Annotated in this window: 13 protein-coding genes; 7 read left to right on the top strand and 6 right to left on the bottom strand. The window is 64.7% G+C overall.

What is annotated here, in order from left to right:
* Window positions 1-82: 82 nt before the first annotated feature.
* The gene (locus EO245_RS07745; protein WP_128892382.1) at window positions 83-1,447 is read right to left on the bottom strand and encodes a DEAD/DEAH box helicase; all 1,365 of its coding nucleotides are present in this window, start codon (window positions 1,445-1,447) and stop codon (window positions 83-85) included.
* A gap of 266 nt (window positions 1,448-1,713) precedes the next feature.
* Between EO245_RS07745 and EO245_RS07740 the strand changes: the two genes are divergently transcribed.
* Complete coding sequence (locus EO245_RS07740) at window positions 1,714-1,986, top strand: hypothetical protein (protein WP_234026848.1); 273 nt, start codon at window positions 1,714-1,716, stop codon at window positions 1,984-1,986.
* Window positions 1,987-2,042: 56 nt separating this feature from the next.
* A complete protein-coding gene (locus tag EO245_RS07735) occupies window positions 2,043-2,459 on the top strand; it encodes a response regulator (RefSeq protein WP_255416965.1) in 417 nt (138 codons plus the stop codon).
* Here the strand turns inward: EO245_RS07735 and pgi are convergent.
* Window positions 2,456-3,997 (bottom strand): glucose-6-phosphate isomerase, encoded by a 1,542-nt coding sequence (gene pgi, locus EO245_RS07730; protein ID WP_128892380.1) that lies wholly within the window; start codon window positions 3,995-3,997, stop codon window positions 2,456-2,458. The two genes, EO245_RS07735 and pgi, sit on opposite strands and share 4 nt — an antisense overlap.
* A gap of 104 nt (window positions 3,998-4,101) precedes the next feature.
* Between pgi and lepB the strand changes: the two genes are divergently transcribed.
* From lepB to era, 3 genes are read left to right on the top strand one after another with little or no spacing between them, the layout of a single operon-like run.
* Window positions 4,102-4,941: a signal peptidase I gene (lepB, locus tag EO245_RS07725; RefSeq protein ID WP_128892379.1), complete on the top strand. Its 840-nt coding sequence runs from the start codon at window positions 4,102-4,104 to the stop codon at window positions 4,939-4,941.
* Window positions 4,938-5,609 (top strand): ribonuclease III, encoded by a 672-nt coding sequence (gene rnc / locus EO245_RS07720; protein WP_234026847.1) that lies wholly within the window; start codon window positions 4,938-4,940, stop codon window positions 5,607-5,609. Before lepB ends, rnc begins: the two co-directional genes overlap by 4 nt.
* The gene (gene era, locus EO245_RS07715; RefSeq protein ID WP_128892377.1) at window positions 5,606-6,511 is read left to right on the top strand and encodes a GTPase Era; all 906 of its coding nucleotides are present in this window, start codon (window positions 5,606-5,608) and stop codon (window positions 6,509-6,511) included. Before rnc ends, era begins: the two co-directional genes overlap by 4 nt.
* 20 nt (window positions 6,512-6,531) lie before the next feature.
* On the opposite strand, the gene topA is transcribed toward era, so the two are convergent.
* The 4 genes from topA to plsY all read right to left on the bottom strand — a co-directional run bounded on the left by topA (window position 6,532) and on the right by plsY (window position 11,545).
* The gene (gene topA / locus EO245_RS07710) at window positions 6,532-9,066 is read right to left on the bottom strand and encodes a type I DNA topoisomerase (RefSeq protein WP_128892376.1); all 2,535 of its coding nucleotides are present in this window, start codon (window positions 9,064-9,066) and stop codon (window positions 6,532-6,534) included.
* Between the two features lie 96 nt (window positions 9,067-9,162).
* Window positions 9,163-9,825 carry a hypothetical protein gene (locus EO245_RS07705; protein ID WP_128892375.1) on the bottom strand — a complete coding sequence of 221 codons (663 nt, stop codon included), beginning with the start codon at window positions 9,823-9,825 and terminating at the stop codon, window positions 9,163-9,165.
* Complete coding sequence (dprA, locus tag EO245_RS07700) at window positions 9,822-10,949, bottom strand: DNA-processing protein DprA (protein ID WP_128892374.1); 1,128 nt, start codon at window positions 10,947-10,949, stop codon at window positions 9,822-9,824. The genes EO245_RS07705 and dprA overlap by 4 nt, the downstream gene beginning before the upstream one ends.
* Window positions 10,946-11,545: a glycerol-3-phosphate 1-O-acyltransferase PlsY gene (plsY, locus tag EO245_RS07695; RefSeq protein ID WP_128892373.1), complete on the bottom strand. Its 600-nt coding sequence runs from the start codon at window positions 11,543-11,545 to the stop codon at window positions 10,946-10,948. Before plsY ends, dprA begins: the two co-directional genes overlap by 4 nt.
* A 109-nt stretch (window positions 11,546-11,654) precedes the next feature.
* Between plsY and murI the strand changes: the two genes are divergently transcribed.
* Window positions 11,655-12,455 (top strand): glutamate racemase, encoded by an 801-nt coding sequence (murI, locus tag EO245_RS07690; RefSeq protein WP_234026846.1) that lies wholly within the window; start codon window positions 11,655-11,657, stop codon window positions 12,453-12,455.
* Window positions 12,456-12,563: 108 nt separating this feature from the next.
* Window positions 12,564-13,784 carry a 5-aminolevulinate synthase gene (gene hemA, locus EO245_RS07685; protein ID WP_128892372.1) on the top strand — a complete coding sequence of 407 codons (1,221 nt, stop codon included), beginning with the start codon at window positions 12,564-12,566 and terminating at the stop codon, window positions 13,782-13,784.
* The last annotated feature ends 37 nt before the right edge of the window (window positions 13,785-13,821 follow it).

Here is a 13,821-nt window from a genome sequence, read left to right as displayed (position 1 = left end):
GGCGAAAGGTGGTTCCCTTGCCAATGCCCGCCTTGCTCGCGCGTTCCTTCGCGGCGAGCGACCAAGAGGTTACACGTGCCGTTTAGCGGTTGCCTGCCTGCCGGTTGCGACGCTGGCCACCACCGGGCTTACGACGCGGACCGCCCGGCCCGGGCTTGCGCGGCTTGCCGGCACGATTGGGGTGCTTGCGCTTCGGCTTGCCCGAAGATGCAGCGCCCTCGCCGCCCTTGGGTTTCGGGTTCACGCGCTTCTGCGGCTGGCGCGGAGCGGGCTTGGTCGGACCGACGCCCTCGACGACTGCGCGGAAATTCTCCGGCAGCGGCAGGCGCTCGAATTCCGCATCGGTGTTCTTGCGGATGTCCTTGAGATAGGCGCGCTCGTCCTCGGCACAGAATGCGATCGCAACGCCGTCCTTGCCCGCGCGGGCCGTGCGGCCGATGCGGTGGACGTATTGCTCGGGCACATTCGGCAGCTCGTAGTTGATGACGTGGCTGACACCCGGAATGTCGATCCCGCGTGCAGCGACATCGGTCGCGACGAGGACCGGAACCTTGGCCGACTTGAACTCGGCAAGCGCACGCTGGCGCTGCGGCTGGCTCTTGTTGCCGTGGATCGCGTTGGCCGCGATGCCGCGCTGCGAGAGCTTCTTCACGATACGGTCGGCACCATGCTTGGTGCGGGCGAAGATCAGCACGCGGTCCATCTTGCCGGGCACTTCGTAACGGCCCGAGAGGACGAGCTCGAGCAGGGCCTGCTTCTCGTCCTGCTGGACCATGAGGAGGTACTGCTCGATCCGCTCGGCAGTGGTCGCCGCCGGAGTGACCGAAACCTGCGCCGGGTTCGTGAGGTAGTTGCCCGCAAGGTCGCGGATCGACTTCGGCATGGTCGCGCTGAACAGCAGCGTCTGGCGCTCCTGCGGGACCAGCTGCGCAATGCGGCGCAGCGCGTGGATGAAGCCGAGGTCGAGCATCTGGTCCGCCTCGTCGAGGACGAGGATCTCGACGCTGCCGAGGTTGAACGCCTTCTGGTCGATCAGGTCGAGCAAGCGGCCCGGCGTCGCGACGAGGATGTCGCAGCCGCGGTGCAGCTTGTTGCGATCCTTGCCGACGGAGGTGCCGCCGACGATCGACTGGACCTTGAGGCCCGCCATAGCGCCATAGTCCTTGGCCGACTGGGCGATCTGCCCGGCCAGCTCGCGCGTCGGCGCAAGCACCAGCATGCGGCAGGACTTGAACGGGATGCGGTTGTCGGATTCGCGCAGGTTATCGATGCTCGGAAGCATGAAGGCTGCGGTCTTGCCGGTCCCGGTCTGGGCGATGCCGAGCAGGTCGCGCCCTTCGCGCACCAGCGGGATTGCCTGTTCCTGAATCGGGGTCGGCGTATCGTAGCCCTTGAGCTCGAGCGCCTGGAGAACGGGCTGCGACAGTCCGAGTTGGTCGAATGACATGTGTCTTGTACTCGCAAAATATGCGGCGCGCAGCCCGATCGGGGCGCGCGGCGCGGGGGTTGGAACCGCCCGCGTGAAAAGGGAAGTCTTGGGAAATATCGTCCGAAGCGCGCCGGGGCTGGCAATGTCTCTTGCCGCCGCTTCACGCTGGCTGGCGCTTCGATGCGGGGCAGATGGTCGCGAAGGCGGCAAAAGTCAATGGATGTTGGCAATTCGGCAAGGATTCGCCGCTAGAGCGGGAGGCCTACCGGGAGGACGGTCGCGCCGTGATTGAAGTCGAAATCCAGAACGAAAACCGCCAGACGCAGGAGCGCATCCGCTTTGCAGCCGTGCCGCGGATCGGCGAAGGCATTCGCCTGCGCGAGCCTGACGGCTTCTGGGCGTCCTACGACGTGCTCGACGTGTGGTACCAGAAGGCCGACTATGGCGATGTCTGGGTGCCTTACCTCCATGTCCGCATGACCCCGTCGGAAGGCGAGATCGATGCGGCAAACGATGCTCAGTCGCCCGAGCGGGAGGTGGTGCCATTCAAAATCTGATCAAACGCCAAGGCCAGAACGCCCCGCGCCCTTCGGGTGCCCGCACTGTCGGGACTATCAACGAGCAGGTCGCCGCGCCGCGCGCCGAACCGGTCGCGCCGCGCCAGCGCCGCGCGCTGATCGTCGACGACAGCCGCATGGTCCGCCGCCTCTCGCGCGAAATCCTCGAAGGGTTCGGCTACCAGGTGACGGAAGCGGAAGACGGCACCGAAGCACTCGCCCGCGTCAAGGCGAACGGCCTGCCCGACCTCATCACGCTCGACTGGAACATGCCGAACATGAGCGGGATCGAGACGCTGAAAGCGCTTCGCGAACTGGTCGGTGACAAGTTGCCCAAGGTCATGTTCTGCACGACCAACACGGACGCGATAGACATTCACAAGGGCATCGATGCCGGTGCGACCGAGTGGATCGTCAAGCCGTTCGACAAGGCCAGCATGCAGGCCAAGCTGGAAAAGATCGGCGCGATTTAGTCGCCCGACAATCCGGCCGCAGCGAGCAGCGCTTCGGTGCTGGCATCGAAGCTTTCGCTGCCGCCCTCGATATCGTTGGCCATTTTCTTGCCGAGTTCGACGCCGAACTGGTCGAACGGATTGATGCCCATCAGCACGGCATTGGCAAAGGTACGATGCTCGTGGAACGCGATCAGCGCCCCGAGCGTCGCTGCATCGAGGTCGTCGCACAGCATGGTCGCGCTCGGCCGGTTGCCGGGGAATGCGCGCGCCGGGTCCTTGCCGTCTGCCGCCATATTGCCGCCCGCCATCAGGGCTGCCCCTTGAGCGAAGCAATTGGTCAGCAGGATACGGTGATGCGCCGGATCGAGCTCGTCGCCTGGCGCTATGCTGGCGATGAAGTCGACCGGGATCAGGTGCGTACCCTGGTGCAGCAGCTGAAACACCGCATGCTGCGCATCCGTCCCCACCCCGCCCCAGGTGATCGGAGCGGTGGGTGCATCGACCGGCTCGCCTGAGGCTGTCACGCGCTTGCCGTTCGATTCCATCTCCAGTTGCTGGAGATAGTCCGGCAGCAACGCGAGCCGCTCGTCATAAGCGAACACCGCGCGGGTCTGGCAGCCGCGGACGCGGGTGTAATACTGGTCGGCAAAGGCCGCGCGTAGCGGCAGGTTCGCGCGTCCCTCGGCGGTGCGGAAATGCTCGTCCATAACCTGCCCGCCGGCCAGCATAGCCTCGAACTCGTCCCAACCGGCCGCGATGGCGACGGGAAAGCCGATGCTCGACCACAGCGAATAACGCCCGCCAACGCTTTCCGGGAACGGCAGGATGCGCGTTTCATCCACGCCCCATTCGACCGCGGCTTCCGGGTTCGCGGTAAGCGCGACGACGCGGCCCGAAGGGTCGGTGACGCCATTGTCGGCGAGCCATTTGAGCGCGCTTGCCGCGTTGGTCATCGTCTCGATGGTGGTGAAAGTTTTCGATGCGACCGCGACCAGCGTGGTCGCCGGGTCACAGGCTGCAAACGCCTGCTCCAGCGCGAGCCCGTCGATATTCGAGACGACATGGACGTCGACCAGTTCGAGATCGCGGGTCAACGCATCGACCGCCATGGCCGGGCCGAGCGCGCTGCCGCCGATGCCGATGTGGATCAGGTGGTTCACCTCGCCGAGCGCGCCTTCGTGGATCGCCTCGACCAGCATCTTCATCCGCAGGTGCAGCGCAGCCGCTTCCTCGACCGAAGCTTCGGCACCCACGCCGCGCTGTGCGGTGTGTTCTGCAGCGCGGCCCTCGGTCACATTGATCTTCGCGCCAGTGAGCAGTTGCTCGCGCTTGGCGGCGAAATCGCTCGCATCCGCCAGCGCTTCGAAATTCGCCAGCAAGCCTTCGTCGAGATGCGTCTTCGACCAGTCGAACCGGATACCGCCGGCCGTTTCGCCCTCGCCCCATTCGAGACGCGTCGAGAGCAGGTCGAGCCGGCCCCCATCCTCGAACAATTCGGTCAGGCTGCGCTCGGCGTGATCGGCAATCGCTTTCCACTGGGCGGCGGCAACAGGCATGCAAAAATCCTTTTCCCTCTGGCGCTCCGGCGAGTAGGGAAGCGCGCGATGATTGCAAAGACCTTTGACCAGCGCGGATACGAATTCCGCTCCGAGGCCCGCCGATGAGCGAGGCGACCGCCGAAAAGACGGCCGATAGCGGGACTGAAGCGAAAGCCGGCAAGAAGGGCGAGAAGAAGGAGGACAGCTTCGCCGTCTTCCTGCTCAAGCTCGCCCTGATCGTGGTGATCTTCCGCAGCTTCTTCTTCTCGCCGTTCAACATTCCGAGCGAAAGCATGTTGCCGGGCCTGATGAACGGCGACTACCTGCTCGCCTCGAAATGGCCCTATGGCTACACCAAGTACTCGCTGCCGCTGAACGCTCCGCTGGTCCCGGGGCGCATACTTGCAGGTACGCCCGAGCGCGGCGATGTCGTCATCTTCAAGCACCCGATCGACAAGACCGATTACATCAAGCGTGTCATCGGCCTGCCGGGCGACCAAATCGGCATGCGCGAAGGCCAGGTGATCCTCAATGGCGAGCCGGTGAACAAGGAGCGGATCGACGATTTCATCATCGAACTTTCGCCCAACACCCAGTGCCACGTCATGGCCGAGCTGACGACGGTCGATGGCGACCAGGCCTGCCGCTACGAGCGGTACCGCGAAACCCTTCCCGGCGGGCGCTCCTACGAAGTGCTCGATTTCGGAGCGACCATCCAGGACGATTTCGAGCCGATTACTGTGCCCGAAGGCAAGCTGTTCCTCATGGGCGACAACCGCGACAACTCTCAGGACAGCCGCTTCGTCGCCGCGCCCGGTGGCGGGGTCGGGCTGGTCGACCAGGAACTGCTGGTCGGACGCGCGGAAGTCATCATGTGGTCGACCGACGGTAGCGCCGAATGGCTGCTGCCGTGGACGTGGTTCACCGCCTTGAGGGGCTCGAGGCTCGGGACCGGACTGTGAGCGAACTGGCAACCAAGGCTCGCGAATGGCTCGAAGCGCAAGGCTTCGCTGTTCGCGACGAAGCGCTGTGGCACGAGGCGCTGACCCACGGCAGTACCGACGAGGCGATCGACTACCAGCGGCTCGAATTCCTCGGCGACCGCGTGCTCGGCCTCGCGGTGGCGGAATGGCTCTATCGCAATTCGAACGGCGCGGAAGGCAAGCTGGCGCTGCGTCTCAATGCGCTCGTCAGCAAGGGATCTTGCGCCAAGGTCGCCCGTTCGATGGGCGCGAGCGAGCATATCCGCCTCGGCAAGCAGGCGCGCGACGATGGCGCGGCGAACAGCGAAAACGTCCTTGGCGACATCATGGAAGCACTGCTCGGTGCGAGCTTTCTCGAAAGCGGCTTCGATGCGACGCGCGAAGTCATCCTGCGGCTGTGGGCCGATGCGCTCGATGCGGCCTCGGGCGAAAAGAAGCATCCCAAGAGCGCATTGCAGGAATGGGCCGCCGGCAACCAGCGACGCCCGCCGAAATACGAACTCGTCGAGCGCTCCGGCCCCGACCACAAGGCGCGCTTTACCGTCCGCGTGAGCGTCCACAAGGTCGGAGAGACCGAAGCGACCGCAAACAGCAAGCAGGAGGCCGAAACCGAAGCGGCCCGCAAATTCATGGAGCAGTACGGGTGAGCGAGATCGAAAACCCGAAATGCGGCGTAGTCGCCGTGCTGGGCGCGCCCAACGCGGGCAAGTCCACCTTGGTCAACCAGCTCGTCGGCCAGAAGGTCGCGATCACCAGCGCCAAGGCGCAGACGACGCGTGCGCGGATGCTCGGCATCGCGCTGCACGACAACGTCCAGATGATCCTCGTCGACACGCCCGGCATCTTCGCACCCAAGCGCCGCCTCGACCGCGCGATGGTGAGCGCGGCATGGGAAGGTGCGGAAGCCGCCGACGCAGTGCTCCTGCTGGTCGACCCGATCAAGCAGCGCCGGCATGAACTCGAGCCGCTGATCGAAAGCCTGAAGGACCGCCCGGAGCGCAAGATCCTCGTCCTCAACAAGGTCGACCGCGCGAAGAAAGAGCCGCTGCTCGAACTGGCGCAGGAACTGACTTCCAAGGTCGATTTCGCCGAAGTGTTCTTCGTCTCCGCCCTCACCGGCGATGGCGTGCCGGAAATGAAGGAAGCGCTGGCTGGGATGATGCCCGACGGCGTATGGCACTATCCCGAAGACCAGGTGAGCGATGCCTCCGAACGCCTGCTCGCCACCGAGATCACCCGCGAACAGCTTTACCAGCAGCTGCACGAGGAACTGCCCTACGACAGCGCTGTCCGGCCCGAGCTATACCAGCACCGCCCCGACGGCAGTCTCGAGATCCACCAGCAGATCGTCATCGCCCGCGAAAGCCAGCGCCCCATCGTGCTCGGCAAGGGCGGCCAGCGGATCAAGGCAATCGGCGAAGCTGCACGCAAGGAATTGAGCGAAATTCTCGGCGTGAAAGTCCACCTCTTCCTCCATGTGAAGGTCGAGGAGAACTGGGCCGAGAGCAAGGAACTGTTCGAGGAAATCGGGCTGGATTGGGTGCGGTAATCGCCGGCTCCCTCGAACGCCTATTTCTTCGCCGCAGCCTTTTTCTTCGGCGCGGCCTTCTTCTTGGCCGGGGCCTTGCGCTTCTTTTTCGCCGGTCCCTTCGCGGCGCGGGCATCGATAAGCTCGATGGCCTGAGCCTCGGTCACGTCCTCGGGCTTCACGTCCTTCGGGATCGTCGCGTTGGTCGTGCCGTCTGTGACGTACGGTCCATAGCGGCCCGGCATCACCTTGATTTCGCCGCCGCTGGTGGGGTGCGCACCGAGCGTCTTGATCGGCTCTGCCTTGCCGCGCCCGCCGCCCTTGCGATTGGCTGCCTCGGCAAGCATCGTCACGGCTGCGTTCATGCCGACCTCGAACACTTCGCGCGTATTCGACAGCTTCGCATATTTGCCGTCGTGGCGGAGATAGGGACCGTAGCGACCGATCGCCGCTTCGATTTCCTTGCCGGTTTCCGGATGCGCACCGACGATGCGCGGCAGGTCGAGCAGCTTGATCGCCCATTCGAGATCGAAATCGTCGAGGTCCTTGGGGATGCTCGCGCGCTTGGCTTCCTTGCCCTCGCCCATCTGGACGTAGGGACCGAAGCGTCCCGACTTCCGCTCGATGTCGAGGCCGGTCTCGGGGTGCTTGCCCATGACGCCGTCGTCTTCGCCCGAGCCGCCATCCGCGCCCGGCTGGGCGAAGCGGCGGGTGAACTTGCACTCGGGGTAGTTGGCGCAGGCGACGAACGCGCCGTAGCGGCCACCGCGTAGCGCCAGGCGGCCGCCTTCGCGGCCCTCGGTCTCGCACAGCGGGCAATGGCGCGGGTCCTTGCCATCGGCACGCGGCGGGAAGAGGAAGTCGGAGAGATATTCGTCGAGCACCTCGGTGACCTCGGACGGCATCTTCTCCATGACCTCGTCGGCCTTGGGCTTGAAGTCCTTCCAGAACTGGCTGAGCAGCGCCTTCCACTCCTCGCGCCCGCCCGAGACCTCGTCGAGCTCGTCTTCCATGCCTGCGGTGAAGTCGTAGGCGACGTAGGTCGGGAAGAAGCGCTCGAGAAACGCTGTCAGGAGACGGCCCGATTCCTCTGCGAAGAAACGGTTTTTCTCCATCCGCACATAGTCGCGGTCGCGCAGCGTCTGGATGGTCGAGGCATAGGTCGAGGGACGCCCGATGCCGAGTTCCTCCAGCTTCTTGACGAGGCTCGCCTCGGAATAGCGCGGCGGCGGCTGGGTGAAGTGCTGGTTCGCATCGACCGACTTCTTGGCCGGGCAATCGCCCTTGTTGATGATCGGCAGCAGGCCGTCGTCATCGTCTTCCTTGTCGTCGATCCCTTCTTGGTAGACCGCGAAGAAGCCGGGGAACTTCACGACCTGGCCGGTCGCACGAAGTTCGTTCTGGCCGGTCCCGTCGCGCAGGGTGACAGTCGTGCGTTCGAGCTGGGCTGCGGCCATCTGGCTCGCCATGGCGCGCTTGAAGATCAGCGAATAGAGCTTCGCCTCGTCGCCGCTGCCTGCCGCATCGCGCGAGAAATTGGTCGGCCGGATCGCCTCGTGGGCCTCCTGCGCGTTCTTCGCCTTGGTCGAATAGAACCGCGGCTTTTCGGGCAGGTAGGACTTGTCGTAGCGATCCCCGATCGCATCGCGCACGGCGGCAATTGCACTGCCGTCCATCTGCACCCCGTCGGTACGCATGTAGGTGATCGCCCCCGCCTCGTAGAGCGACTGCGCGAGGCGCATCGTATGGCTCGCCGAGAAACCGAGCTTGCGGGCTGCTTCCTGTTGCAGGGTCGAGGTGGTGAACGGAGGTGCCGGATTGCGCTTGAGCGGCTTGGTCTCGATATCCTCGACCGTGAAGCGTCCGTTCTCGACGACTGCCTTGGCGGCGAGCGCGCTGCCCTCGTTGCCGAGCGTCAGCTTGTCGAGCTTCTTGCCGTCGAACTTGACGAGGCGCGCATCGAATTCGGTGCCGTCCTGCTCAAGCTTGGCGACGATGCTCCAGTATTCGTCGGGCTTGAAGATCTCGATCTCGTGCTCGCGCTCGCAAATAAGACGCAGCGCGACCGACTGGACGCGGCCTGCGCTCTTCGCGCCGGGCAGCTTGCGCCACAGCACGGGCGAAAGCGTGAAGCCGAACAGGTAGTCGAGCGCGCGGCGGGCGAGATAGGCGTCGATTAGGTCCTGGTCGAGCTCGCGCGGCTTGCCCATCGCCTCGGTCACGGCATTCTTGGTGATCGCGTTGAAGGTGACGCGGTCGACCTTGGTCGGCAGCGCCTTGCGCTTCTGCAGCAGCTCGCGAACGTGCCAGCTGATCGCCTCGCCTTCACGGTCGGGGTCGGTCGCGAGGACCAGGCGGTCGGCATCCTTCGCCGCGTCGCTGATTTCCTTGAAGCGCTTCTGCTTGTCCCGGTAGAGTTCCCAATCCATCGCGAAGTCCTCGTCCGGACGCACGCTGCCGTCCTTGGGCGGCAGGTCGCGGACATGGCCGTAGCTTGCGAGAACCTTGAAGTCCTTGCCGAGATATTTCTCGATGGTCTTCGCCTTGGCCGGCGATTCAACGATGACGAGTTGCATGGAAGTAGAAGCAGTCCCTTACGCGTATACGTGTACGTACGCGCGAAAGTGGGGTCCGCCCGCGCGGTGCGTCAAGCGCTGAAATGAGCGATGCGCTTATTCGAAGACGTCGACCATCTCTTCGACCGGGCTCGCCGTAAGCGAATACACGGCAAGCCCGATAGCCGTCGAAAGCACCGTGCCGAGCGACATCATCGCGTTGCCGAGGCCCGAGAGGGGCACGTTGACGACGCCGAACTCGTCGATCGACAGGAAGTAGACGCCAAGGCCGATCACGAAAGCGGTGAACGGCACCAGAAGCGCCATCCCGACGGACAACCAGTGGCCTTCGGTCGCACGCCAGGATTCGCCGAGAGCCTCGGTCGCGCCGTGCCCTCCGGCAAGGCCGTAGCCATAGGCGGCCGACCAGCGGATCATCAGGATAAGGCCCGGAATGACGAGCAGCAGGATGCCGAGCACCGTGCCGAAGCCCGAAAGAAGGGCGATCCCGAAATAGGTCCCGAAGCCGTTCAGCAATCCATCGGGCGCGATGCCGGACTTCTCGATCATGAATTTGACGAGCATGTAGCTGAGGATCAGCGAGGCGATGTTGATCAGCAGATCGCCGCCCGTGTTCCACGCCATGGCATCGACCAGCGTCGAACCCCCGGCAAGCAGCGCGATATAGGCGATGGCGAACGGCAGGCTGGTCAGCCCGATACGCTTGGCTTCGTCGAAGATCATCTCGACCTTCCCGCCGGCAGACATTTCCGAATTCATATGCGACCCCCTCGTGCAATACTGACACGTCCACCGGCATGTCTGTGCAATTCACCGGATATTTCAAGCTCCAACAGCGCCATTTGCACAGAGCCTGCGCTTGCGCCCGACTGGCGGATGATCTCGTCGACCGCGACCGGAGCAGTGGTGAGCAGGTCGACGATTTCCGCCGGTTCATCTGCGCCTTCGTCGATTTCGTAGTCGTATTCGGGAAAGGCGGCTTCGCGCAGGCTGCTTCGCGCCGAGCCGTCGAAGCCGCGAAGGAGTTCCGCGATCTCGTCGGCCGACTGGACGAGCACCGCCCCGTCGCGAATGAGCTGGTTGCACCCCTGCGAGCGCGGATCGAGGGGGCTGCCGGGTATTGCCATAACCTCGCGCCCGGACTCGCCAGCAAGCCGTGCGGTGATAAGCGAACCCGACTTTGGCGCGGCTTCGACCACCAGCGTTCCGGCCGCGAGCCCCGCGATGATGCGATTGCGGCTCGGAAAGTGGCTCCCGCGTGGCTCGGTGCCGGGCGGCTGTTCGGCGAGCAACAGCCCCTCGTTCGCAATCCGCTCCTGCAAATCGGCGTGCTGCGGCGGATAGGCGATGTCGATCCCGCTCGCGATGACGCCGATCGTGTGCGGCATCGCTCCTTCATGCGCCGCACCGTCGATCCCGCGCGCCAGGCCCGAGACGACCGTGAAGCCTTCTTGCGAAAGCCCCGAAGCCAGTTCGCGCGCCAGCTTGACCGAGGCCGCCGAGGCATTTCGCGCGCCGACCATCGCGACACAGGGTTGCTGCGCGAGCGAGAAGTCGCCCCGCCAGGTCAGGATGGGCGGTGCGCTCTCGATCTCGCGCAGGAGTTCCGGATAGGTCGGGGAATCGTGAAACAGATACTTCGCGCCAGCCTTGCGCGCCGCATCGACCTCGCGCTCGATCCGGTCGACCTTTGCAGCGGAATATTGCCTGCCGCCCCGTTTCCCGAGATCCGGCAGGGCCTCCAGCGCGGCCTGCGCATCGCCGAAACGCTGGAGCAGGTGGAAGTAGGTTACCGGCCCGATATTGGGCGAGCGCAGCAAGCGGATGCGCGCGAAGGCTTCGGCCTGCGAGAGGCCGGTTTGCGACCCTGTCCCCTCGCTCACGACTTGCTGCCGACCTTCGGTTCGGTCCCGGCAATCAGGCGTTTGATGTTCTCGCGGTGGAGCCAGATGATCAGGATCGCGACCAGCGCCAGCACCTTCGCCGGAGTTGCAAAGCCGAGCGCGAATGCACCCACGGCCGCACCGACGACCGCGCTCATCCCGGCAACCGAACTGATGCGCGTGATAGCCAGCATGCCGATCCAGACGCCCGCATAAATCAGCCCCAACGGCCAGGCGAGGCCGAAGGCGACGCCCGCATTGGTCGCAACACCCTTCCCGCCCTTGAAGCCGAGCCAGACCGGGAAGCAATGGCCTATGACCGCGAACAGCGCCGTCCACCCCATGTCCTGCCAGAACCACTGCGCGGCGAGCCAGACGGGCACGAACCCCTTGGCGAGATCGAGCAGCAGCGTCGCGGCCGCCAGTCCCTTGTTACCGGTGCGCAGGACGTTGGTCGCGCCGATATTGCCGCTGCCGATCTTGCGCACATCGCCCAGCCCGGCGATTCGCGTCAGCAGCAGGCCGAAGGGGATCGAGCCGAAGCCGTAGCCCAGCAGCGCCGCCCACAGCACGTTGATCGTAAACTCGGTTCCCATCTGCGCCCCTATCGCCAGTCCAAGTGCTTGTCGAAACGCGGTGGTTCTAATAGGCGCTTGGCAAAAGACAAAGCGGCGACATGCCCTTGCTGCGCAAAACGGGACGAAATTGGACCATTCCGCCTCTTCTCCGATCCTGATCTTCGATACCGGCGTCGGCGGGCTGACGGTGCTTGGCGAGTTGCGCAAGCTGCTGCCGGAAGCGCCGGTCATCTTCGCCGCGGACCAGGCGGGCCTGCCCTATGGCGAGAAGACCGAGGCTGAGGTCGCCGCGCGCGTCGCCGGGCTGCTCGGTCGGATGAGCGAACGCTATCGCCCGCGCCTCGCCTGCATCGCCTGCAACACCGCCAGCACTATCGCTCTCGGCATGGTGCGCGAGGTGCTCGAAATCCCGATCGTCGGCACGGTCCCGGCGATTAAGCCTGCTGCTGCCATGACCAGGACCGGTGTAGTCGGGCTGCTCGGCACGCAGGCGACGATCCGGCAGGCCTATGTCGACCGCCTCGAGGCCGAGTTCGGCAACGGCCACCGCTTGCTTCGCCACGGCGCTGCGGAACTCGTCGCCCCTGCGGAAGCCAAGCTGCGCGGCGAGCCGGTCGATCGCGAGGCGATCAGGCGCGCGGTTGGCGCGCTCAGGTCGATGCCGGATGGCGACAGGATCGACACAGTCGTCCTCGCCTGCACGCACTTCCCGCTGCTCGCCGAGGAATTGGCGGAGGAATTTGGCCCCGGCGTTACGCTGGTCGACGGTTCGGCAGGAATCGCGCGCCGGATCGCGCATCTCGTCGAAGGACAGGAGTTTGCGCGCAGCGTGCCGGACATGGCCGTCACGACCGGTCCGCTGGAAGAGTTCCAACCGCTTGCACCCGCGCTGAAATCCTACGGAATCGAGCGTCTCGAACGCTTCTGATACTTGCGAATCGCTCGCAAAGATCGCGGTGGCAAAATCGGGCGTTTCCCACTAAATCGGCCCTCACGGACAGGCCGCGGACGGGGCGGCGCTACGCGTAGGAATACGATGAATTACGACCAAGTCTTCGACCAGGCGATCGACCGGCTGCATGCCGAGGGACGTTACCGCGTCTTCATCGACATCCTTCGAAACAAGGGCGCATTCCCCAACGCACGCTGCTTCCACGGCCATAACGGCCCTAAGCCGATCACTGTATGGTGCTCGAACGACTATCTCGCAATGGGCCAGCACCCGAAGGTCATCGGCGCGATGGAAGAAGCGCTGCACGACGTCGGCGCCGGTTCGGGCGGCACCCGCAACATCGGCGGCAACACGCACTACCACATCCAGCTCGAGCGCGAGCTGGCCGACCTCCACGGCAAGGAAAGCGCGCTGCTGTTCACCAGCGGCTACGTCTCCAACGACGCGACGCTTTCGACCATGGCCAAGCTGCTGCCGGGCTGCATCATCTTCTCCGACGAGCTGAACCACGCCAGCATGATCGCCGGCATCCGCAATTCCGGCTGCGAAAAGCGCGTCTTCCGCCACAACGACCTCGAACACCTCGAAGAGCTGCTGGCAGCCGAAGACGAAGCAACGCCCAAGCTGATCGCCTTCGAGAGCGTCTATTCGATGGACGGCGACGTCGCCCCGATCCACTCGATCTGCGACCTCGCGGAAAAATACAACGCCCTGACCTACATCGACGAAGTCCACGCGGTGGGCATGTACGGCGAACATGGCGGCGGCATTTCGGAGCGTGACGAGGCTGCGCACCGGATCGACATCATCGAAGGCACGCTCGGCAAGGCATTCGGCGTCATGGGCGGCTACATCGCCGCCGATGCCAAGATCGTCGACTGCATCCGCAGCTATGCCCCGGGCTTCATCTTCACGACGTCGCTCAGCCCCGCTCTCGTTGCGGGCGTGCTGGCCGCGGTGCGCCACCTCAAGGCCTCGAGCGAGGAACGCGATGCACAGCAGCGCAATGCCGCCCTGCTCAAGGCGAAGTTCGCCGAGGCCGGCCTTCCGGTCATGAATAGCGAGACGCATATTGTGCCGCTGATGGTCGGCGATCCGGTTCGCGCGAAGAAGATCAGCGACATCCTGCTCGCCGAGTACGGCGCCTATGTGCAGCCGATCAACTTCCCGACCGTGCCCCGCGGCACCGAGCGTCTGCGCTTCACCCCGGGCCCGGCACACACCGAAGCTATGATGGACGACCTGACCACCGCTCTGGTCGAAATCTGGGACCGCCTCGAACTGCAGTTGCGCAAGGCGGCGTAAGCGCGCACACTCCGCTCCAACCCGAAAACGGGAGGGA

This window comes from Erythrobacter sp. HKB08, assembly GCF_004114695.1.
GTDB lineage: Bacteria > Pseudomonadota > Alphaproteobacteria > Sphingomonadales > Sphingomonadaceae > Parerythrobacter_A.
This window is presented reverse-complemented; position numbering and strand designations above follow the sequence as displayed.